Origin of the sequence: Aequorivita iocasae (genome assembly GCF_016757735.1) — a bacterium.
Taxonomy (GTDB): domain Bacteria; phylum Bacteroidota; class Bacteroidia; order Flavobacteriales; family Flavobacteriaceae; genus Aequorivita; species Aequorivita iocasae.
On record NZ_CP068439.1, the window covers coordinates 3,330,610 to 3,353,883 of the forward strand.

The following is a 23,274-nucleotide window of genomic DNA, read 5'->3' on the forward strand; positions in this document are numbered from 1 at the left end:
GATTAAAATTTTTAGTTAAACTTCCATAAAACTATCACTAAAAAACGAAATGACAAAGAATATAGTAGTAATTTTTTAAATGTATGAGTAATACTACAAAAAACCACCCGCAAAATGCGGGTGGTTCCATAAAATCAAGGTTGACCTATACGCTATTGCTTTAGCACTTTATAGGTGCCCACCTGGCCGTTCACGGTGACCTTCATCAGGTAGGTGCCGGTGCTCAGCCCGGAAACGTCCAGACTAGCCTCCGCAGCGCCAACCTGGCTGTCCATCACGCGCTGGCCGAGAAGGTTGTAAAGCGAGACCTGCTCGATGTTGTCAACGCTCTTCAGGTTCAGCACGCCCTGGGCAGGGTTCGGATAATAGCTGAAACCGGAAATGGCATTGTCAGACACCCCAAGGTTGGTACCGTCTATAACGATATCGGTAACAGCCCCTGAGTTCAGCACAAACACATAGTAAGCCTGGCCGGCCAACGTAAATATGGACGCGGAGGTACCCGGGCCACACTGGTTGCTCTGCTGCCCCACAAGGGTAAGGTCCGTTTCCGAGGCATTCTCGTTGGGAGCCGTATAGAAAGTAACCGAACTGGCACCGCCAGGGGTCACGATCGTCGCATTGGCCGTACCGTCGCCGGCAGACACAAAGTTATACCAAACCCCATTTGCCCCAGTAAGGTCGCAACCCGCAGGATTGCCGTTCTCCGTAGTGGCGGCAGGCATTGCCACAGAGGGATCCGTATAAGGGAAGCCTACCTCGTCAACGTCAATAGAGTTCACGATCATATCGTTGGGAGGAGGGGTTGGGGTACAGGTAACATCAAGGGTGAAATTGCCCGTAGCCCCGCCAAAGCCGTGCACCAGGATCAGGTAGCTCGTGTTGCCGTCACTATTGAAGGTAATCTCGCTCTGAAGGCCACAAGAGTCATCGTTCCCGTCAACGCAGGTAAGCGGCGGCGCGCCGCAGTCGCCCGTATACACAGATATCTTGGAATCGTAATCCGTACCGTTGCAAAGCGAGAGCGTAATGGTCCCGGGAAGGCCACTGTTGTCGTCAAGACTGTACCATACCCCGGGGGAGGTAACCGCTGTGCCGCAATCAGGGGCCACGCCGTTGTCGACGGTAGCGCCATCGGTGGTACCGGCCACTGAATCGCCACAGCTCAAGGCTATCGCGCCGCTGCAGTCGTCATTAGGCAACGGCTCGGCACAGGTGACGTCAAGGCTGAAGTTGCCCGAGTTGCTGCCGAAGCCCTCAACCATAATGTAATATGTCGAGGTCCCGTCTGAGGTAAAGGTAAGCTCGCTCTGAAGCCCGCAAGAGTCATCGTTAAAGGCAAGCTCGTTGGCAAGGTCGCAGTCGTCGAAAACACGGAGCACAGAATCATAATCCGTGGCAGCGCAAAGCGAAATGGTAACCAACTGCGCAGAACCGTCACCGGTGAACTTGTAGAAAACGTCAGGAGCGGCGTTCCCGCCAGAATCCGTGGCCGTTAGCGTCTCGCCTACTACGCTATCCCCGCAGGAAAGATCATATGCATTAGAACAATCGTCATTTGTAATAACTGGAGGCACACAGATAGACATTGAAAACTGAAGTACTTGTCCTGTATCACCACCTGCGTCATCACAAACCTTTAAGTTCCAGTCACCCGTGATATCTTCACCGGCAAATGCGGCTGCAAAGGTGCCGCCCATTGGCTCATAGGGTCCAACTCCGAAAGGAGCAGTAGCCAATGTAATGTCGGCACCACCATCTTCAAACATTGTTCCGTTGTAACCATCGTCAATACCACCACCAAGATCATTAGCCAACAATAATTCCGTTCCATTGGGAGAAACTAGATACAGGTCAAGATCTGCAGTAAAAGTATGTGCGATATCTATAGTAATATTTTCAAGAATTGCATCTGTACCTATTGTTCCCGCGTCACTTACGGTAACGGGAATAAGGTTTGGAGCATTTGCACAATCGGCAGTCTGATTACCGCTTCCGTCAATGTCAAAAGGAACAGCTGTACTGTCATAGGCTGTACTTGTACAAGTAGGGCCTCCACCAATTGGTTCGCAAATTCCAGAAAATTCATAAACCTGATCGGAACCAGGTAAAGCTATTGCCCAAGTTACGCCCGCATCAGGAGAAAAAGCTCCATCATTACCAACTGTTGAGGCAGTACTATTTTCCCAGAAAGAACCATTTGCAGAAGTATTGTCAACATAAATACTTATCCAATATGTAGTAGGAGATCCGCTTTGCCCATTCAGCATTACAGGCGAAATATCAAAATTTAACTCTAACGCATCAAGCGCAGAATTCGCAGGGAAATCACCTATCACAGCTTGGGAAGTCGGAACGACCCCAGTAAGTGTGGCGACAACAGAAGAAGGGTCAGGAAGTCCGCCTAGGTCATTATATATAGTAATATCTGCTGAGATAATTACTTCACCATCAAAAACTAACCAATTAGCCTGAAGAGCATCCAAGTTAAAATCAGTATCTGCAGGTACAGTTATATCTGCAGCTATAACTTGAGGAGTATTATTTGATGAAGTAAATCCATTTTCAAAATTGTTTGAAGGATTGGATTCGCTACAGGCAGTTCCACCGCCACCGCCATCACAGCTATAGGTTCTAAAAGTATAATCAAAAGTTGGGAATGGATTATAACCAGCATTTGCATATACATTTCCATCGGGATAAGGATTGTTTGTAGACCCTGCTATACAAGGCAATGTGATATCTCCATCAATAACGATATAGTAAGTTGTACCCACCGTAACGCTAACTACTGGATCCCAAAACACATCAGCCCATTCTGTGCCATCGGTTTGGGTAATTCCACTTGCAAGCATGGTTCCGCCAGCATTTGGAAGACCATCCCATAAAGACAATTCCACATCAAGGCCTGAAGATACAGCAGTAAATTTAATACCTGCACCCGCAGCTTCTGATTCAAGAGGAATATAGGACTGCGCAAGGCCTGTTTGAGAAATGTTAGCCATACAAGTATCTTGTACATCCTGATTGATTTCCAGCATTGGATTTCCGCATACACCACCTCCGCCGCCACCCGCAGAAAGTACTTCAACTTCCCAACCACAGGTATTAACTACAGTAGTAGCAGTAAACTCAAAAGTTAATGCTCCAGAAGTGGAGTTAAAAATCGCCGAGCCATTAGCTGCAATCATACCTGCCAATGTATCTGTTGAAGCATTTAAGTTACTATCATAAATTTGGGGAGAGCTGGTATCGGGCCCATCATAAATATTCAGCACATCAAAATTTCCAAAAATATTAAATGACAAAAACTCTACAGAAAGACCGGTTCCAGTTAATGTAGTTGTAGTTGTACAACCGCAGTTAGGATAATCGCCTGGATCACCTGAAGAGGTTGTAGTACAATTTCCTCCAGGCCCACCGTTAACACCATCGGTTGGATCATAGAAAAAATCTCCTGTAACTACCGCAAAAGTTTCAGTAGCCCCTGCTGTAGGTATGATTGCAGCAAGTGAATTTACATACTGAATCTCGGGATTATATTCTACGTTTGTAGTTAGCGCTTCTTGTTCTGCAGCAAAAATTTCTGCTTCTTCAGCAACCGTTAATGCTTCATAAGCTCTAAATATTGGTTGCGTTTGCTGTATTAAGACGGCTGCATTTCTTCCCGGAAGAGCAATTTCTTGGTCATTAGAGTTATCATTGTGTTCTGGTGCTACAAATAAAGGAACATAATTTGAAGCCCTATAGCCGGTATCTGTTGCTGACGAACCTTCATACTTAAATTCGTTTTTCATTTGTTGAACAGCCTTATTCTCCTTTTGCTGTTTCAGAGGAGTGACAGAAGCCTTAGCTGCTGCCGATTTTGCATCAGTCTGACTATAACCTATAGCACAGATCATGAGCAAAATTAACATCGTAATTTTTTTCATAATAATATTAGTTTAGTTAGTAATTGATTTTGAGGATTAAAGCTATTCTAAAAAAAATAAAAATCAAAGTTTTTGATAATAAGATTTTACATTTTCTACTAATAATACATAAAATTAACACTATGGCGATAATTTATATGCATAAATAAAGTTTTGAGAAAATTTTCAGTAAATTCATTGAATATCGTATACAAAAAAACCACCCGCAAAATGCGGGTGGTTCCATAAAATCAAGGTTGACCTATACGCTATTGCTTTAGCACTTTATAGGTGCCCACCTGGCCGTTCACGGTGACCTTCATCAGGTAGGTGCCGGTGCTCAGCCCGGAAACGTCCAGACTAGCCTCCGCAGCGCCAACCTGGCTGTCCATCACGCGCTGGCCGAGAAGGTTGTAAAGCGAGACCTGCTCGATGTTGTCAACGCTCTTCAGGTTCAGCACGCCCTGGGCAGGGTTCGGATAATAGCTGAAACCGGAAATGGCATTGTCAGACACCCCAAGGTTGGTACCGTCTATAACGATATCGGTAACAGCCCCTGAGTTCAGCACAAACACATAGTAAGCCTGGCCGGCCAACGTAAATATGGACGCGGAGGTACCCGGGCCACACTGGTTGCTCTGCTGCCCCACAAGGGTAAGGTCCGTTTCCGAGGCATTCTCGTTGGGAGCCGTATAGAAAGTAACCGAACTGGCACCGCCAGGGGTCACGATCGTCGCATTGGCCGTACCGTCGCCGGCAGACACAAAGTTATACCAAACCCCATTTGCCCCAGTAAGGTCGCAACCCGCAGGATTGCCGTTCTCCGTAGTGGCGGCAGGCATTGCCACAGAGGGATCCGTATAAGGGAAGCCTACCTCGTCAACGTCAATAGAGTTCACGATCATATCGTTGGGAGGAGGGGTTGGGGTACAGGTAACATCAAGGGTGAAATTGCCCGTAGCCCCGCCAAAGCCGTGCACCAGGATCAGGTAGCTCGTGTTGCCGTCACTATTGAAGGTAATCTCGCTCTGAAGGCCACAAGAGTCATCGTTCCCGTCAACGCAGGTAAGCGGCGGCGCGCCGCAGTCGCCCGTATACACAGATATCTTGGAATCGTAATCCGTACCGTTGCAAAGCGAGAGCGTAATGGTCCCGGGAAGGCCACTGTTGTCGTCAAGACTGTACCATACCCCGGGGGAGGTAACCGCTGTGCCGCAATCAGGGGCCACGCCGTTGTCGACGGTAGCGCCATCGGTGGTACCGGCCACTGAATCGCCACAGCTCAAGGCTATCGCGCCGCTGCAGTCGTCATTAGGCAACGGCTCGGCACAGGTGACGTCAAGGCTGAAGTTGCCCGAGTTGCTGCCGAAGCCCTCAACCATAATGTAATATGTCGAGGTCCCGTCTGAGGTAAAGGTAAGCTCGCTCTGAAGCCCGCAAGAGTCATCGTTAAAGGCAAGCTCGTTGGCAAGGTCGCAGTCGTCGAAAACACGGAGCACAGAATCATAATCCGTGGCAGCGCAAAGCGAAATGGTAACCAACTGCGCAGAACCGTCACCGGTGAACTTGTAGAAAACGTCAGGAGCGGCGTTCCCGCCAGAATCCGTGGCCGTTAGCGTCTCGCCTACTACGCTATCCCCGCAGGAAAGATCAATAGCACCTGCACAATCGTCATAAGTTACTACAGGACCACCGCAAGAAGCCGTACCTACTCCAGTAATAGTAGTGGTAAAAGCACCGAAATCTCCAGCAGCAAAACCTGTAGTAATAAAATAATATTCAGTACCAGCGGTAAGGTTAACATCCAAAATTTGTGAAGTTCCAACTCCACCCGGTCCATCATCGTCAGCAGCTACAAAATTTGTAGTTGGATCTAAAGGATCAAAACAATTTTCATATAAAAATATAAAACCATCCCAAGCGCCACCATCTTGATCACTATCAATTGTGTAAAGTCCTGTTACATCTACTGTAAATGGGCCATACACATCATAAGAAACCGGGCCTAATCCTGAACAGCAAGTACCATCAGCAAAAGGTCTATCCCAAATTTCTGAACTAGTTGAATCATCAGGGGTTACATCAGTTAAGTTACAGTCACTCACAATAGAGCAACCACCTCCACCTCCACCTGTACCTTGGATTGCAACCAATCCCAATTCAGCACAGTCAGAATTTACAGAGCCCAATGTTGTAGCTACTCCAGTTGTGGTATCGACAGAGGCAAAAAAGTTTACTCCACCACCAACGTAAGCTGCCATGTATAGGGTATTTGAATCTGGATCAAAATCTGCATCTTGTGCAAAATTGATATTGATTCCCAATGCACCTATTAATGTTGCAGTACCAGTAGTTAAATCTACTGAATAAAGACTATCTAGCCCTATATCTGCCATAAATGCATTTCCATTATTGTCAATCGCCAACCAGATAGGTAGCCACCCAGTAATGGTGCTGCTTCCCACAAGTGTTGCTGCGGCAGTAGTAAGATCAATGGTGTAAATAGAACCTACTTCACCTTGTCCTGCTAATATATACATAGATCCATCAGCTTCATTCCAAGCCATTCCTCTTAGAGTTTCAGCGGGAAGTAATCCGGTAATAGGACCTACTATAGTTTCGGCTCCAGTACCTGGATCTAAAGTCAACAGGGTTGAGGTTGTACCGTTAAAAGCATATAATGTTCCTGTCCCGTCAAAATCGCCTCCATAAATAGAACTACTATTTGGTGCAATAGGTGTAAGATTATAAGGACCAGGCAGAGGGAATGTTCCAAAGTCAAGTCCACATGATGCTCTAAGGTTAGCCGCATATACGGTGGGGTCGCCACCGCCACCGCCAGCGCCTTCTTCAATCGTTAATGAATCAATACCAATATAATCTGAATTATTTCCAGCAGGTCCTGCGTCTGTAACCCAATATCTGAAAGCTACTCTTGTGTCAGTTGGCCCAGCAAGTCCGGAAACAGTTACGGTAAATTCAGTCCATACATCTGGATAAACCCCTGTTACCAAGGTAGGATTGATCTCTAACAATAATTCTGTATAAGAACCTACGCTAGAAGGGCCAGATGGATCAACATTAGAACCGTCTGGGTCTATTCTCACTTCCAATCTATCTGGAAAAGTACTGGCCGTAGTGGTGCGGGTCCAGAAGGTAATTTCATCACCATTTTCCAACGAAAGCACAGGGGTTATCAAGAAATTGTTAATAACGCTTCCGGCTGTGTTATTGAAATTAGCACCAATGTATGATGTGGGTCCCCCAGCGTGTGCTGGAAACACTAGATCATTTCCTTGAAACCAATCGGTCAATCCAGGGGCATCACTAACGTTTATTAGACTATACCCAGCTCCTGGTAAGGTGGTTATGTCATCAAACCCTTCTTCTAAAAGTGTTGCTTGCGGTGATCTATTCCCTTGATTTTGATCTCTAAAATGAGCTCCTAAAATCTCTCTCTCCCTTTGTGTAAAATGCTGGGAATCCAATCCAGTTTTATTCCCATTGCTTTGAAGACGTGCCAAAAGTTCTTCTAAGGAAGCTCTTGGCTGTTGTTGGTTTTCAACACCTGCGCTTCGTGCTCCATAGGCAGAAGGACTGGGTTGAATAAATTGTGCTTCCGTCGTGGATAAAACACCACAGAAAGCTAAAATTAATAGTGTAAATTTTTTCATAAATAATAATTTAGTTAATACAGTCTAAAAGTATCTAAAAAAATGTTAATGTCCAATATTTATTGAAATACTTTCCAATCATTCCATATAAAAAAGATCCTTTTTTATCTTTCCGATAAAAAAGGATCTTATATTCCTATTTTTTATTACAAATTTATTCTTTTCCTACAAAGGCTTCCATTACTGCGTCACTAACCCCCATGTTTGAAAAACCACCATCATTGTATAGGTTTTGAAGGGTTACCCGCTTTGTCAAATCGCTAAACATAGCAACTGTGTAATTGGCACAATCCAAAGCCGTTGCGTTGCCCAGCGGAGACATTTTATCTGCGTAGCTAATAAAGCCATCAAAACCTTTTACACCTTGTCCCGCTGTAGTTGGGGTGGGTGATTGCGAAATAGTATTAACGCGAACTTTTTTATCTCTTCCGAAAAAATATCCAAAACTGCGCGCAATACTTTCCAAATACGCTTTGTTGTCTGCCATATCATTATAATCTGGAAAAACACGCTGTGAGGCCATATAAGTAAGGGCTATAATACTCCCCCATTCATTCATTGCATCTTTCTGGTAAAGTACTTGCATAGTTTTATGGAAAGAAACTGCGGAAATATCCCAGCCTTTATGTGTAAAATCGTAGTTCTGGCTGGTATAGTGATTGCCTTTGCGAACATTTACAGACATTCCAATGGAGTGAAGCACAAAATCCAGCTTGCCCCCTAGAATTTCGGTTGCCTTTGTTACCAAATTCTCTAAATCGTCGATACTGGTTGCATCCGCTGGAATCACTTCAGAATTTGTTTTTTCGGCAAGTTCTTTTATTTGTCCCATTCGCAGCGCAATGGGCGCATTGGTAAGTACAAATTTTCCCCCTTCTTCGTGAACGCGTTCTGCGGTTTTCCAAGCAATTGAATTCTCGTCCAGCGCCCCAAAGATGATTCCACGTTTTCCTTTAAGTAAATTATAAGACATGTTTTAATTTATTTTATGGTTGAATAGATTTTCAGTTTCAATCTTAATTTTGAAAAGTAAAGATACGTTTTAATTCAATAATTCCTTTGCATTGGCTATAGCAGCTTGAGAAAGATTTTTTCCGCCAAGCATTTGTGCAATTTCAACAACGCGCTCTTCTTCATTCAAAAGTTTCAAGTGGGTGGCCGTAATTTCGTTTTTATCTTCTTTGTACACTTTTATATGATGGTCGCCTTTTGCGGCTATTTGCGGCAAGTGCGTTATGCTCAATAGCTGCATTGTTTTGCTCATTTGGTGCATAATACCTGCCATCTTGTGGGCAATTTCACCTGAAACACCTGTGTCAATCTCATCAAAAACGATGGTGGGCAGTTTTTTGTAGTCTGCCAAAACTGCTTTAATGGCCAGCATAATGCGGCTCATTTCGCCACCGGACGCTACTTTCTTTAATGGTCCAAACGCTAAACCTTTGTTTGCCGTGAACAATAATTGTAACACGTCGGTTCCATTGTTTTTAAATTCTTCTGAAGAGACAAGCTTAAAATAAAATTGTGCATTGGGCAGACCCAATGGAAAAAGCGTTTCCTCAAGCTTTTTCTTAAGTGTGGGTATTGCCTCCATTCTTTTTATATGAAGTTGTTCTGCGGTTTTTAAAGCAGTTTCGCGCAACTGAAGTTTTTGCTTTTCAAATTTTTCTATCTGCTCGTCCAAACCCAATGTAGTGCTTACTTTTTCTTCGAGCTTCTCTTCTATTTCAATTAATTCAGAAACCGAGGAAACACTATGTTTCTGCTGTAGTTTATATAAAATTTGAAGTTTCTCGTTTACCTGAAAAAGCATTTCAGGATCGGCTTCTATATTTTCCGCGGCAATGTTTATTTCAGCAGCAATGTCTTCCACTTCAATAATTGCACTATTCAACCGCTGCCAGAAATCCTCAAATTTTTTTGAAAAACCTTTTATTCTTCCCAATAAAATCCGTGCTTCCTTGGCAGTTTGCAAACTTCCTATTTGCTCTTCATCCAAAAGTTGGTTTGCATTGGCTAGCGCTTCCTGAATTGCTTCAGCATTATTAAGTGTTTCGTATGCTTCTTCCAACTCTAGCTGGTTTAGCTTTTTTAAGTTGGCCTGTTGCAATTCATTATAGAGAAAAGTATTGTAATCAAGTTCTTTGGAGGCAGTATCTTTTTGAAGTTTCAATTTTGAAAGTGCTTCAGAAGTTTTTTTGAAATCTTCAAATTGTGACTTATAGGTCTTTAAAAGTTCGGCATTTCCAGCCAAGGCGTCAATCACTTCCATTTGAAAAGTTTCGGAAACGATTTCCAAAGTTTCATGCTGACTGTGCACATCCACTAAATAAGGTGCAAGTGCCTGCAACTGTACCAAAGCAACGGGCGTATCATTCACAAATGCGCGTGATTTTCCGGTGGGCAATATTTCGCGACGTATTATGGTATTGGGGTCATAATCAAGATCGTTTTCCTGAAAAATATTTTGCAGCTTGTAGTTTTTTATTGAAAAATATCCTTCAATTATACATTTTTTTGAAGGATCCTTTACACTACTTAAATCTGCGCGTTTTCCTAAGACAAGCGCTAAAGCTCCTAAGAGGATTGATTTACCAGCACCTGTTTCACCAGTAATAATAGTGAGGCCTTCGCTTAAATCAACGCGAATATCTTCAATAAGCGCATAGTTTTTTATGGCGAGGCTGGTTATCACAATGAAATTTTAATTTATGGATGTTAGTATTTTCAAAATTCAAGGTCAGAATTTTGAAAGTATAAATTTAAAAGAAAGTAATTAACTGGTCTAGAGTTGTTGAAAGAAAATTAAAACTTGATTTCAGACCAATTGCTTCGTTTTGTTGGTGCAAGTCTGTTTAGGTTTTCAATTAATCTTGTGATATCAACCTGTGGCCCACCGCTAAAAATAGCCTGTATTTCGTCGCTTTTAGCATCAAAGAAAGTTCGGACCAAGAAAGAGTTAGGGCGACGGTCATTGATACCTTTCAGAATATTAATGGCATCGGCAATCTCCTGCTTCGCCTTTTTCTGGTCTGAGGCCATAATATCAAGCCCTTCACGGTGGTATTGGTACATCACATCGTGGAATTCTTTGTAAACTGAAGATAACAGCGCATCATTATAGCGAAATCTGGACTGGTTCCCATCCGTGGCTTTCCAGCCTTGAAAGTTACTGGAGGCAGCAGTATTTGTAATTTGCTTCGCAACTTCAAAATAAGGCGTTCCGCCATTAGGTGAAAAGGTATCCGCATCCAACCCGATAATGGTATAAACATGAAAGGCTATAATAGAAACAAGGTTTGAACCAAATGTGTTGATATTAAAGTTCAATGGCTCATATTCCTTATAATTGAATTGTACCTGCCTATCGAAATAATTATAAACAGGGCTATCGTAAGTAGATTCAAAAACGGGACGGGAAGACTGTATTTGCAAGGTGCCAGTAAAGGAGTCGCCATCATAATCGCTTACAACCAATGTCATGTTGCAATCTATGCGTTCTTGGTTTTTGTATTCCTTATCGGTCCATTTTGTATTGTTTACAAACTCCCGCAATTGTGTTTCCAGCGTTCGGAAAATTTGTAGATTGGGCTGGCCGGTCTGTTCGGCATCTATGGAAACGGTGCAATTAAGTTCTTGAGTCTGTGCAGAAAACACAGTAATAGCACATAATAAGAAAAGTAAAATTTTACGCATTTGTCTGTTCTATAATATATTCTAAAATATCTTTAGCTACTTCTTTTTTAGGTTTAACAGGAAAAGGAAGCACTTTATTGTCTTTGGTTATCAAAGTAATTTTATTGGTGTCGGTCTGAAAGCCCGCACCTTTGTCCCGAAGCGAATTTAACACAATTAAATCTAAATTCTTTTTTTTCAGTTTCAATTTTGCATTTTCTTCTTCGTTTTCGGTTTCTAAAGCAAAACCTACCAAAAACTGGTCTTCCTTTATTTCGCCCAGCGAAGCCAATATGTCTTTTGTTTTAGTAAGTTGAAGTGTTAAATCGTCAGTTTTCTTTTTGATTTTTTCTGAAGCAACTTCCGAAGGGCGATAATCGGCAACAGCGGCGCTTAAAATGGCCATGTTACATTTGTCGAAATATTCTTGCGCAGCATTGTACATTTCTTCCGCAGAAGTAACGTGAATTATTTTCACAAAATCATTTTCAAGTTTTAATGCCGTGGGGCCGGAAATCAAAACAACCTCAGCGCCAAGTGAAGCGGCAATTTCGGCAATGGCATAACCCATTTTTCCGCTAGAATGGTTGCCAATAAAACGAACGGGGTCAATGGCTTCATAGGTAGGTCCTGCAGTAATCAAAAATTTTTTCCCTTTAAGCGGAAGTTTTGATAAAATGTCATTTTCCAAAAAGGAAACAATTTCCTCTGGTTCCGCCATTCTGCCCTGCCCTACCAAACCGCTGGCCAATTCGCCAAAAGCCGCGGGGATTTGAATATTTCCGAAGCTTTCTAACTTCTTAAAGGTATCTGCAGTTGATGGGTGTTGGTACATATCCAAATCCATTGCAGGGGCATAATACACGGGGCATTTTGCCGAAAGGTAGCACGCAAGCAAAAGATTATCGCAGGCGCCATTTGCCATTTTGGAAAGGGTATTGGCAGTGGCTGGAGCAATCAAAAAGAAATCGGCCCACAAAGCCAATTCTACGTGGTTGTTCCATTTGGGCTCTTTAAAGCTGTTTTCTTCTTTTTCATCGGTAAAAGAAGAAAACACTTCGTTCTTTGAAAGCGTTGCGAGGGTAAGTGGAGTAACAAATTCCTTTGCTGAATCTGTCATTACAACTTTTACGTTGGCTCCTTTTTTTATAAGTAATCTAACTAAAAAAGCTGTTTTGTACGCGGCAATCCCGCCGGTAACGCCAAGCAAGATATTTTTCCCGTTCAAAACAGCCATTCTGTTAGTTTTTAAAAGTTATAAATATAACTTTTATTATTCCACTACTTCGTCTTTGGTGTTGCGGTAGTAGATTTTGTTTTCGAGCCATTCCTGTACTGCCAAAGCGTGTGGTTTTGGAAGTCTTTCATAGAACTTAGAAACCTCTATCTGCTCTTTGTTTTCGAAAATTTCTTCCAAACTGTCATTATAAGTGGCAAACTCGTCAAGTTTCTCAAGTAGTTCTTTTTTAATATCACCGTTTATTTGTGAAGCACGTTTCGAAATAATGGAAATAGCCTCATAAATATTATTCGTTGGCTCGTCAATTTTATTTTTGTCAAGCGTAACGGTATTGATTGGCGCATCTGAATTTTTAATATCCATAGTAAAAAATAATTAAATAGTGGGTTCTGTTTCTAAAGGTTCAATTCTACTCTCTATATCCTGATAATTTTCCAATGCTTCGGGAGCGAGGTCTGAATCCTTATAATATTTCATAAAATTATTGTAATAAACTTTTGCCTCGCGCAGACGTTCCTGCACCAAAACGGGAATACTGTTTATAGCCAATTTATAAGCGGCTACAAATCTTCCGTAAAAGGCATCCTTCCTGTAAATTGAGCCAGGATTATCTGTTATAAAATTATCGAAAGCACCAATGGCCGCTTTATAATCCTCTACCCGCAAATATTGCTTTGCGACCTCATATTCCTTTTTTTCCAATTTATTTCGCAACTCTGCCACCAATGTATTTGCCTCGGTGCGTTTGTCTGAGTTTGGATATTGGTTTATAAATTCCTGCAATTTTTCAAGACCTTTATCGGTATCTTTTTGGTCGAGGGAATATCTGGGTGAAAGCTGATAAAAACTTTTTGCAGATTTAAAAGCCGCTATTTCAACACTGTCACTCTGTGGATAGGCTTGGGTAAATCTTTCAAATTGATATCCTGAAAGATAGTAATCTTCCAAGTTGTAATATGTATTTGCGTAGATAAACATCAATTTTTCACCCTGTGGCTTTCCTCTGTATGCTGGCACTAATTGCTCCATCAATTTAAGGCCTTTTCTGTATTTTCCAATTCTGTAAAGTGAATCGGCGAAAGCGTATTTTTTTCCCATATCATCCTTTCGCAACACTTGCTGATACTGGCTACAAGACGAAAGAAGTACGGTTAAACAAAGTAAAATAAAAAGTGGTAATCGCATGGGCTTAAAAAACATCGTGCAAAAATAGGGAATTAAACATGATTGGACAAACTTATTCTTTGGCTAAAATATTGCGCTGAAGGCTATTATTTATAAGCCTTTTGAAATATTTAACGCATTAGCGGAAAAGAACTATTTTAGAAATTCTTGATAAAGGAATCTATTTTGGTCCTCAACCCATCGCTAACTCCCACCAAAGGAAGCCTTACGGTGTCGCCACAAATTCCCAATGATTTAAAAACTGTCTTTATTCCGGCAGGATTTCCCTCAGCGAAAATATAATCGATTGCAGGAGCTATTTTGTAATGGATTTCGTAAGCTTCATCTACTTTTCTATCTAATCCAAGTTTCACCATTTTTGAAAATTCCTTTGGGAAACCTTCGCCAATTACCGAAATTACACCCGCTCCTCCCGCAAGTACCATTGGTAAGGTTATCATATCATCACCAGAAATTACGAGAAAGTCTTTTGGGCAACCAGAAATCAATTTCATTGCCTGTACAATATCTCCGGCCGCTTCTTTAATCGCAATAATTTTTTCAAAATCATTCGCCAAACGGATTACCGTTTCCGGAAGCATGTTTGAAGCTGTTCTTCCGGGAACGTTGTATAAAATTATCGGTAGCGGAGCAGCATTTGCAATTGCAGCAAAGTGTTGATAAATCCCTTCTTGCGTAGGTTTATTGTAAAAAGGAGAAACCGAAAGTATAGCGGTAAAAGCCGATAGGTCACGGGTCTTCATTTCTGAAATTACTTCCTGCGTATTATTGCCGCCAATTCCTAATACCAAAGGTAAACGACCATTATTTGCAGAAACAATAGTATTGATAACCAGTTGTTTTTCCTCTTTTGAAAGCGTTGCGCTTTCGGCAGTCGTCCCCAGTACCACTAAATAGTCAATTCCGTTCTCAATGCTGAAATTCACTACATTTTTAAGCCCTTCCATATCTACGGAAAAGTCACTATTAAAAGGGGTGATCAATGCTACGCCAGTTCCAACTAATTCTTTCATATCAATCTATTTTTTTTAAGATTTTTAAATATTTTTTTACTTCACTTTTAAAAGCTTCGGGTTTTTGAAGGTCAACGATTAAAAGTAAATCAAAAAGTCGCTCATCGGCCCCATTAAAACCAATTTTGAATTTTGCTTTGCTTTGCGCTACCATTGCTCCCAAAAACTCGTGTTTTCCTTTGTAATACCCTATAAGCACATCAAAAGGAAAGTCTAGAAACTCCTGTGCGTTTTGGTTATGTATCTCTCCGCGCCACGTAAATTCCTTATTGGTTATTTGGTTTTGCCGAAGCGACGGTATTTTTCTTCGCGTTTCGGCAAATGTGAAAAGCTTAACGTCCTTTCGCTGCAGACCGAGTTCTTTCCCAAACTCATAAAGCATTTCAAAATCGTCAAAAAAAGCTTCGTCAACCACAAAGCCCAAATACTTTAAAGGCTCGTTTCGCTTTGAAAAATCACGCTCCGTCAGGTTTTTTTCAATGTGCTTTTTTAAGGAATGTCGCTTTACTTTTTTCAACATGGAATGCCCAATTCTTGAGTGGCAAAAATAGCTATTTTCAGCGCTTTTCTACTTTCAATTATGAAATCATTTGTAAAAAATCGTCTTCTGAAATGATGGCGACGCCCAAACTTTCGGCCTTGGTTTTTTTGCTTGGCCCCATATTCTCGCCTGCCACCACATAATTGGTTTTGGACGAAATGGAGCTGGAAACCTTTCCGCCGTTGTCCTCGATCAATTTTTTCAATTCGTCACGGGAAACCTTTGTGAAGACGCCGGAAACAACGAAGGTATTTCCATTTAAAGTATTGGTTTGGTTGGCAAGTTTTTCTGCGGAAATCTCTAATTGCACGCCATAACTTTTTAGCCGTTCAATAATAGCGATATTTTCTTCGGAGGCGAAAAATGAAACCACGCTTTGGGCGATTCGTTCGCCTATTTCGTCAACAGTTACAAGCTCTTCTTCGGAAGCGTTTTTTAAGGCATCTATTGTTTTGTAATGCTTCGCAAGCTTTTTGGCCACGGTTTCGCCTACGTATCTTATTCCCAAGGCAAAAAGGACTCTTTCAAAGGGAATCTCTTTGGAAGCTTCAATTCCATTAATCATATTTTCAGCGCTTTTCTGCGCCATTCGTTCCAAGGGAATGATCTGTTCTTCTTTTAAAAGATACAAATCGGCATAATTATTTATCAAACCGTTGTTTACCAAAAGTGCGACGGTTTCGCCGCCCAAACCTTCAATATCCATTGCCTTGCGGGAAATGAAATGCTGGATTCGGCCAATAATTTGTGGCGGGCACCCTTCGGTATTGGGGCAATAGTGCTGTGCTTCGCCTTCGGTGCGGACCAAAGTCGTTCCGCATTCAGGACATTCGGTTATGTAATTTGTTGGCAAAGAATTCGGGTCGCGCTGTGTAAAATCTACCCCGATAATTTTCGGAATTATTTCACCGCCCTTTTCCACAAAAACCGTATCGCCCTCGCGTATGTCGAGCTTTGCAATCTGGTCTGCGTTGTATAAGGAGGCGCGTTTTACGATGGTTCCCGCCAACTCTACAGGCTCCAAGTTTGCAACTGGCGTGATGGCGCCCGTTCTACCTACCTGATAAGTGATTTGATTTAAAACGGTGGAAACCTGCTCTGCCTTGAATTTATAGGCCATCGCCCAGCGGGGCGATTTTGCGGTGTAGCCCAGCTCTTCCTGCTGCTGCAGGTTGTTCACCTTTACTACTACCCCATCGGTTTCGTAGGGAAGTTGGTGGCGGTGAATGTCCCAATAATTCACGAACTCCAACACCTCTTCCAGATTTTTGGCGAGTTTGGCGGCTTCGGGAACTTTAAAGCCCCATTGCCTTGCTTTTTCGAGGCTTTCAAATTGGGTTTTTATGGGAAGCCGTTCGCCTTTCAAACTGTATAAAAGACAATCGAGCGGACGCTTGGCAACCTCTGCGCTGTCTTGCAATTTTAAACTGCCCGATGCTGTGTTACGTGGGTTTCGATAAGGTTCTTCGCCCAAATCTACTCTTTCTGCATTCATCTTTGCGAAGCCTTCAAAGGGCAAAACTATTTCGCCCCGAATATCAAAGAGTGGCGGATAATCGCCTTTCAATTGTAAGGGCACCGAACGTATGGTCTTTACGTTTGCGGTAACGTCATCGCCCTGAAAGCCGTCGCCACGGGTTACGGCTTTTTTCAGCTTTCCATTTTCGTAAGTCAAACTTATTGAAGCACCGTCGTATTTAAGTTCACAGGTGAATTCCACTTTGCCGTCCACCATTTTTTCGATACGCTTTTCCCAATCCTCCAGATCTTCCTTTGAATAGGAATTATCCAAGGAAAACATTCTATAGGTATGCGGAACGGTTTCAAAATTCTTGGTGATTTCGCCACCAACCCTTAAAGTTGGGGAATTAGCATCATAAAATTCGGGATGTGCCTTTTCCAGTTCCTGAAGTTGCTTTAGTTTTTGGTCAAACTCAAAGTCGGAAATTGTAGGTGTATCGAGTACGTAATAGTTGTAGTTATGCTCGCGGAGCTCGTTGCGGAGGGTTGTGATTTGCTGTTCAATGTTCATGAAAACAAATATAAAATTTTAAACCTCACAGCTTTTTAAAAACTATGAGGTTTGTTACTGAAATTTTCAACAAATTATTAGCAATTAATCATCAATAAAAATTTTACGAACCAGAGCGGCGCAAAGTCCGCCAGCAATTGGGGCTACAATAAATAACCATAATTGTTGTAAAGCCATACCGCCTGAAAAAAGCGCAGGGCCCAAACTACGGGCAGGGTTTACGGAGGTTCCCGTAATTGGAATAACAACCATATGTATCAACGCTAAAGAAATACCTATTGCAAGCCCCGCCATCATTGGCGCATTGTGTCTTTCTGAAGTTGTACCGAATATGACCATTAAAAAAAGGAAGGTAAAAACAAACTCAGCGATAAGCGCAGAAGTCATGTTGTATTCACCTCCATAACCAGCGCCCCATCCATTAGAGCCTAAGCCCCATTTGGGCATTACAAATCCAGCGCTTCCTGTGGCGAGCAGGTATAATAGTCCTGCGGCAGCAACAGCACCAATACATTGGGCAATTACATAACCCAACGTATCTTTGGCGGAAAGTTTTCCGGCAGCGAGCATAGCTATTGAAATGGCAGGATTAATGTGGCATCCTGAAATTGGCCCTATAGTATAGACCATTACCAAAACAGCAAATCCGAAGGCTAGGGCAATTCCTAAAACTCCAATACCAACAGGACCAGATTGGGTTACGCTGGCTATAGTAGCTGCACCGCAACCAAATAAAACTAATGCGAAAGTGCCGAGAGCTTCGGCAAAATACTTTTTTGATGCATTCATAATCAAATATTTAAGTATTTAGACTATTTAAATTTAAGAAAAGGAATGACCTAAAAATGATTTGTTAAAAAGGATGAAGAAAATGTTGATAACGTATTATGTCCTGTCGGAATTTAGCCACTTCGGTAACTGGGGTGGTTTGAAATTTTCCATTTTCTCAAGAAGAATTTGTGTATTGGAATCAACCAAAAGTAGATTGTAGTTGTCCATGGAAAGAAAGCCTTTGCGCACCATGGTTTCGAGCATTTTAATAAGATCATTATAAAACCCGTTGATATTGAGTAAGCCTATGGGTTTTTGGTGTAGCCCCAACTGAAGCCAGGTAATGATCTCAAAAAGTTCTTCCAAGGTGCCCATACCGCCTGGGAGTGCTATAAAGCCATCGCTCTGCTCTTGCATTTTTAGCTTGCGCTCGTGCATATTTTCTGTAGTAATGAGTTCGGTAAGCCCTAAATGGACCACTTCTTTCTTTTTTAGGAAATTGGGGATGATGCCGATAACATTTCCATTATTGTCCAGAACGCTCTTGGCGATGGTGCCCATTACGCCTATTTTGGCAGCGCCGTAAACCAAAGTGATGTTTCGCTCGGCAAAGCTTTCGCCCAGTCTTACAGCGGTATCGGTTATCGCGAGATCGTTGCCGTCGCTACTGCCGCAGAAAACGCATATTTTATCTAGCTGGTTCATTTAGGTTACATTTTATCATCCTATCCTTTCCAAAGATGTCTTTTTTTACTTGCATGTTTTTAAATCCTTGGCCTTCTAAAAGCGTGGTCAATTCAAAAGCAAGATACTCATTAATCTCGAAAAATAGTTTGCCGTTTTGGTTTAAATGGTTTTTTGCCAAGGAGGCAATTTTTTCATAAAAAAGAAATGGGTCTTCATTACTGACGTACAGTGCGGAAGGCGGTTCATATTTTAAAACGTTTTGCTGCATCTGTTTTTTTTCCAATTCGCGGACGTAGGGCGGGTTTGAGATTATGACGTCATATTTCTTTGGAAGTGTTTTCGTTTTTAAAATATCCATTTGGATAAAGTCAACTTCTACTTTATTTATTTCAGCGTTTTGTTGTGCAATTTTTAAGGCTTCTTCTGAAATGTCCAACGCCGAGGCTTTTGCATTGGGAAGATTTTTGGCAAGTGAAATTGCGATGCAACCGCTGCCGGTGCCGATGTCGAGAAATTGGTGATTGTTGATTGTTGATTGCTGATTGCTGAATTCTCTATATATCCATTCCACCAACTCCTCTGTTTCCGGGCGGGGAATTAGGGTGTGTTTATTTACTTTAAAAGGCAGGCCGTAAAATTCGGTTTTGCCCGTTATGTATTGAAGGGGTTCGTGATTTTGTAGGCGAAGAATTGCTTTCTGAAATTTTTCGATTTCCGTTTCTGAAACGATTTTTTCAGGGTTTAAAGCGATTTCAATACGGGACAGTTTTAGATATTCTTCAGCAAGAATGTGGAAAAACGATAGTATTTCTTCCGAAGGATATAACCCTTTGAGTGATTCGGCGAAGTGGGTTTTTAATTTTTTTAAAGTCAAAACTACAGTGTTTTCAGCATATGAACTGGGCAGGAATAATGGCCCGTATCGCCCAAGGCGCTATCTATATATTCAAATCCTGCTTGTTTATAAAGTTTCTGGGCGTGGGTCATATACTCCATGGTTTCCAGATATATTTTTTCAAACCCAAATTCGCGGGCTTTTGCCAAACAGAATTCCATCATCTGTGCGCCCACTCCCCTTCCGCGGGCCTGGGGCAGGAAATACATTTTTTGGAGTTCGCAGACGTTGCCTGCGTAGTTGTCTAACTTGGCAACCCCTGCTCCGCCTATTATTTTATTGTTCTCTTCTACCACAAAATAAACAGCCCTCGGTTTTTGGTAGGTTTCAAACATACAATCCAGTGATTTATCGGCATAGGCAGTACCTACTTTTGGCACGTTGAAATCTTCCAATACGTTGCGTATTACCTTGGCTATTTGCGGATTGTCCTTCTTTTCAATAAGACGGATAATTGGTGCGGTCATTCTAATTAAATCCTTGTATTTTTACGCGGTGAAGATACACGAAAAATATATGTTGCGGTGCATACAACTGGCCAAAAACGGGCTGGGAACCACTTATCCGAACCCTTTGGTAGGCAGCGTGGTTGTTCAGAATGATAAAATTATTGGAGAAGGCTGGCATTACAAAGCGGGGCTGGCGCACGCAGAAGTAAATGCCATAGCAAGTGTAAGCGAAACGAGTTTATTGAAAGAGGCAACCATTTACGTAAGTTTAGAGCCTTGCAGCCACTTTGGGAAAACGCCACCGTGCGCCGATTTGATTATTAAAAGTGGAATAAAAAAAGTGGTTGTTGGCAGCCTGGATCCAAACCCGAAAGTAGCTGGCCGTGGCATTAAGAGGTTAATGGATGCCGGATGCGAGGTTATTGTAGGGGTTTTGGGAGAGGAATGTAATGAATTAAACAAACGGTTTTTTACATTTCATCAAAAGAGAAGGCCGTATATTTTTTTGAAATGGGCGCAGACAGCTGATGGTTTTATCGCACCAAAAGAAGACGTTCGGAACCAAACCAAACCCGTTTGGATTACCAATAAATTTTCACGGCAATTAGTCCATAAAATGCGTTCAGAAGAGCATGCAATCTTGGTGGGCACCACTACTGTTTTACACGACAACCCATCCTTAACGGTTCGGGAGTGGGCTGGAGAAAATCCGACGCGGATTGTGATTGACAAAAGTTTAAGGATTCCACAGGATTTTTCGGTTTTTGATGCAAGTGCCCAGACCATTATTTTCAATGAAAAGGAAATGGGAACTTCGGAGAATTTAGAATTTGAAAAGATTAACTTTTCTGGACCGCTTCCCCAGCAAATTTGCGAGGCGCTTTTGCGAAGAAATATTCAATCTGTAATTATTGAAGGCGGCGCACAAACACTCCAAACCTTTATTGATGCAAATCTGTGGGACGAAGCTTTGGTATTTAAAGGAATAAGCAATTTTGGACAAGGTGTGAAAGGGCCAGATTTTAAAGGAGTTTTTATTTCTGAGGAAAAAATAAAGGACGATACATTGCAAATTTTTAAAAACCCCAACTCTTGATACCACTGGCGCTCAGCATTCTTTCGTCCACAATGATTTTTGTGGTTTTTAAACTTTTTTCAAGGTTTAAAATCAATACCCTGCACGCCTTAGTTGTAAATTATATAGTTGCCTGTTTTTGTGGTATAATTTTTCAAGAAAGCAAGATGAATATCTCTGAAATACCCCATTTTACTTGGTTTCCTTTTGCTTTGGGGCTAGGGGCAATGTTTATAATGGTATTTAATTTAATGGCCATAACCACACAGCGCAGTGGGCTCTCGGTTGTATCAGTTGCTACAAAAATGAGCGTTGTTATCCCTATTGTTTTTGGGTTGCTGTATTATAAAGAAAGTCTTGGCATCTTTAAAGTTTTAGGAATTATTTTAGCACTGGCAGCGGTTTATCTAGCTTCCATAAAAAAACAGGACGGTTTAAAAATTAAACCCGCCAATTTTATCTTTCCGATTTTGGTTTTTATGGGAAGTGGAATAATCGATACGACCATTAAATATTTGGAAGGCGAATATATTGCCGAAAACGACACGCCCATTTTTTCGGCAACCATTTTTGCAATGGCGGCATTGTTGGGAATTCTGTATTTGATAGTTCAGGCGATTAAGGGAAAGTTTAAATTTGAATTGAAAAATGTGCTTGGCGGCATTGCACTGGGAATCCCCAACTATTTCTCGGTTTATTTTTTGGTACAAGCCCTTCGGAGTGACATATTGGAAAGTTCGGGAATATTTACAGTCAATAATGTGGCTATAGTTATGGTATCAACATTATTAGGTATTTTATTGTTTAAAGAAAAGTTATTGACTAAAAACTGGGTCGGGATAGGCCTAGCCATTCTTGGGATACTGTTTATTGCTTTTGAAAAACTGTAAGATTAACAATTTGGAACTTGAAAAAGACACATACAAAACTATTTTAAAACCTTCCGAAGAAGTACTCTTTAAGGAGAAGGGAAGCAAGTTTTTCGGATATGCCTTTCCTGTTTCTTCTGAAGAAGATGTAAAGGAACACCTTGAAAATTTAAAAAAGCAACATCATACCGCAAGACATTTTTGTTATGCTTGGCAGTTAGGAAAAAGCTATGAAAGCTATCGCGCCAATGATGACGGTGAACCTTCAAACAGTGCAGGAATGCCCATTTATGGACAATTGCAGTCTTTCGACGTAACCAATGCTTTGGTTGTGGTAGTTCGTTATTTTGGCGGGACTAAACTGGGTGTGGGCGGATTGATACAAGCTTACAAAACAACTGCTCAAATGGCTTTGGAAACTTGTAAAATTGTGGAAAGGACTATTAATGAAACCTTCCTTTTAAAATTTGAATATCCGGAAATGAACACGGTTATGCGGATTATCAAAGATGAAGATTTGAACCTAGTAAATCAAAAAATGGAATTGAGTTGTGAGTTTGAAATTGCGGTTCGTAAAAAAGATGCGGAACGCATTTTTGAATTATTTGAAAACACATACAAAGTGGCAATAAAACGCTTGGAAAATTAACTATTCTTCTCTCAATTTTTCCATTAAATAATCCGGTGCCTTCACCAACTTTTTGGTAGTACTGTTCACAAAAACCAAAACTGTAGTCGCGGTAACCAAAAGTTGTTTGGACTCATTATAAATTTCATAATAAAATTCAATTTTTACATTGGGCATTTGCTTCAAAGTTGTCTTTACTGTCAGCAAATCATCATAAAAAGCAGGCTGCTTATAATCTATGCTAAGATGGACAACAGGCAAGTGTACATTGTTGGCTTCCATCCATTTATAGGAAAAACCGAGCTCTCGCAACCATTCTGTCCTGCCCTGCTCTAAGTATTGTGCGTAATTGCCGTAGTAAACCACCCCCATTTGGTCTGTTTCGCCGTAGCGCACTCTAACATGTGTAAGTGTATTCTTCAAAATTTTGTGTCGATTAAAGAAAGTTTTTTTGTAGTTTTATCGAAAGGGAAGTATGAGAAAAAAAAACTAAAAATTCAACCCTAATGTAGTTTTTTTTATAACTTTTTTGTTCACATATTTGCACTGTTAGGAAATAGCTCGGAAACTCTCCATCCCCTATTTTTTAGCCACACCTTTTAAAAAACAAAAAAACAGAATTTTTAACT

General features: G+C 41.5%; 19 protein-coding genes. 3 read left to right on the forward strand and 16 right to left on the reverse strand.

The features are described 5' to 3' along the window. Positions 1–152: 152 nt before the first annotated feature. The 15 genes from JK629_RS15335 to JK629_RS15405 all read right to left on the reverse strand — a co-directional run bounded on the left by JK629_RS15335 (position 153) and on the right by JK629_RS15405 (position 20,091). The gene (locus tag JK629_RS15335; protein WP_202336472.1) at positions 153–3,932 is read right to left on the reverse strand and encodes a T9SS type A sorting domain-containing protein; all 3,780 of its coding nucleotides are present in this window, start codon (positions 3,930–3,932) and stop codon (positions 153–155) included. Positions 3,933–4,180: 248 nt separating this feature from the next. Next, on the reverse strand, positions 4,181–7,585 hold the full coding sequence (locus JK629_RS15340; protein ID WP_202336473.1) for a T9SS-dependent choice-of-anchor J family protein: 3,405 nt from the start codon (positions 7,583–7,585) through the stop codon (positions 4,181–4,183). 154 nt (positions 7,586–7,739) lie between these two features. Beyond that, positions 7,740–8,558 (reverse strand): enoyl-ACP reductase FabI, encoded by an 819-nt coding sequence (locus tag JK629_RS15345; RefSeq protein WP_202336474.1) that lies wholly within the window; start codon positions 8,556–8,558, stop codon positions 7,740–7,742. A 69-nt stretch (positions 8,559–8,627) separates the two neighbouring features. Beyond that, positions 8,628–10,280 (reverse strand): DNA repair protein RecN, encoded by a 1,653-nt coding sequence (recN, locus tag JK629_RS15350; protein WP_202336475.1) that lies wholly within the window; start codon positions 10,278–10,280, stop codon positions 8,628–8,630. Between the two features lie 110 nt (positions 10,281–10,390). After that, positions 10,391–11,281, reverse strand: coding sequence for a type IX secretion system protein PorD (gene porD / locus JK629_RS15355; RefSeq protein WP_202336476.1), 891 nt, complete (start codon positions 11,279–11,281; stop codon positions 10,391–10,393). Then, the gene (gene coaBC, locus JK629_RS15360; protein ID WP_202336477.1) at positions 11,274–12,497 is read right to left on the reverse strand and encodes a bifunctional phosphopantothenoylcysteine decarboxylase/phosphopantothenate--cysteine ligase CoaBC; all 1,224 of its coding nucleotides are present in this window, start codon (positions 12,495–12,497) and stop codon (positions 11,274–11,276) included. The genes porD and coaBC overlap by 8 nt, the downstream gene beginning before the upstream one ends. A 36-nt stretch (positions 12,498–12,533) precedes the next feature. Then, complete coding sequence (locus tag JK629_RS15365; RefSeq protein ID WP_202336478.1) at positions 12,534–12,863, reverse strand: DNA-directed RNA polymerase subunit omega; 330 nt, start codon at positions 12,861–12,863, stop codon at positions 12,534–12,536. Positions 12,864–12,875: 12 nt separating this feature from the next. After that, on the reverse strand, positions 12,876–13,685 hold the full coding sequence (locus JK629_RS15370; RefSeq protein WP_202336479.1) for an outer membrane protein assembly factor BamD: 810 nt from the start codon (positions 13,683–13,685) through the stop codon (positions 12,876–12,878). Between the two features lie 137 nt (positions 13,686–13,822). Then, positions 13,823–14,698 (reverse strand): 4-hydroxy-tetrahydrodipicolinate synthase, encoded by an 876-nt coding sequence (gene dapA / locus JK629_RS15375; protein WP_202336480.1) that lies wholly within the window; start codon positions 14,696–14,698, stop codon positions 13,823–13,825. A gap of 1 nt (position 14,699) precedes the next feature. Next, positions 14,700–15,218: a DUF6913 domain-containing protein gene (locus tag JK629_RS15380; protein ID WP_202336481.1), complete on the reverse strand. Its 519-nt coding sequence runs from the start codon at positions 15,216–15,218 to the stop codon at positions 14,700–14,702. A 58-nt stretch (positions 15,219–15,276) separates the two neighbouring features. Next, a complete protein-coding gene (ligA, locus tag JK629_RS15385; RefSeq protein WP_202336482.1) occupies positions 15,277–17,271 on the reverse strand; it encodes an NAD-dependent DNA ligase LigA in 1,995 nt (664 codons plus the stop codon). Between the two features lie 84 nt (positions 17,272–17,355). Continuing rightward, positions 17,356–18,060, reverse strand: a complete 705-nt coding sequence (aqpZ, locus tag JK629_RS15390; RefSeq protein WP_202336483.1) for an aquaporin Z — start codon at positions 18,058–18,060, stop codon at positions 17,356–17,358. 96 nt (positions 18,061–18,156) lie between these two features. Next, positions 18,157–18,747, reverse strand: coding sequence for an LOG family protein (locus tag JK629_RS15395; RefSeq protein WP_202336484.1), 591 nt, complete (start codon positions 18,745–18,747; stop codon positions 18,157–18,159). Beyond that, positions 18,731–19,603, reverse strand: a complete 873-nt coding sequence (gene prmC, locus JK629_RS15400; protein WP_202336485.1) for a peptide chain release factor N(5)-glutamine methyltransferase — start codon at positions 19,601–19,603, stop codon at positions 18,731–18,733. Before prmC ends, JK629_RS15395 begins: the two co-directional genes overlap by 17 nt. A gap of 2 nt (positions 19,604–19,605) precedes the next feature. Then, a complete protein-coding gene (locus JK629_RS15405) occupies positions 19,606–20,091 on the reverse strand; it encodes a GNAT family N-acetyltransferase (RefSeq protein ID WP_202336486.1) in 486 nt (161 codons plus the stop codon). A gap of 28 nt (positions 20,092–20,119) precedes the next feature. Here JK629_RS15405 and ribD point away from each other — a divergent pair, with 28 nt between their 5' ends. Genes ribD through JK629_RS15420 form a run of 3 tightly spaced genes read left to right on the forward strand, consistent with a single transcriptional unit; the run spans position 20,120 to position 22,666 of the window. Then, complete coding sequence (gene ribD / locus JK629_RS15410; protein ID WP_202336487.1) at positions 20,120–21,169, forward strand: bifunctional diaminohydroxyphosphoribosylaminopyrimidine deaminase/5-amino-6-(5-phosphoribosylamino)uracil reductase RibD; 1,050 nt, start codon at positions 20,120–20,122, stop codon at positions 21,167–21,169. Next, positions 21,166–22,038 (forward strand): DMT family transporter, encoded by an 873-nt coding sequence (locus JK629_RS15415; RefSeq protein ID WP_202336488.1) that lies wholly within the window; start codon positions 21,166–21,168, stop codon positions 22,036–22,038. Before ribD ends, JK629_RS15415 begins: the two co-directional genes overlap by 4 nt. Positions 22,039–22,048: 10 nt before the next feature. Continuing rightward, positions 22,049–22,666 carry an IMPACT family protein gene (locus JK629_RS15420; protein WP_202336489.1) on the forward strand — a complete coding sequence of 206 codons (618 nt, stop codon included), beginning with the start codon at positions 22,049–22,051 and terminating at the stop codon, positions 22,664–22,666. Here the strand turns inward: JK629_RS15420 and JK629_RS15425 are convergent, their stop codons facing one another. Next, positions 22,667–23,068 carry an acyl-CoA thioesterase gene (locus JK629_RS15425; protein ID WP_202336490.1) on the reverse strand — a complete coding sequence of 134 codons (402 nt, stop codon included), beginning with the start codon at positions 23,066–23,068 and terminating at the stop codon, positions 22,667–22,669. Between the last annotated feature and the right edge of the window lie 206 nt (positions 23,069–23,274).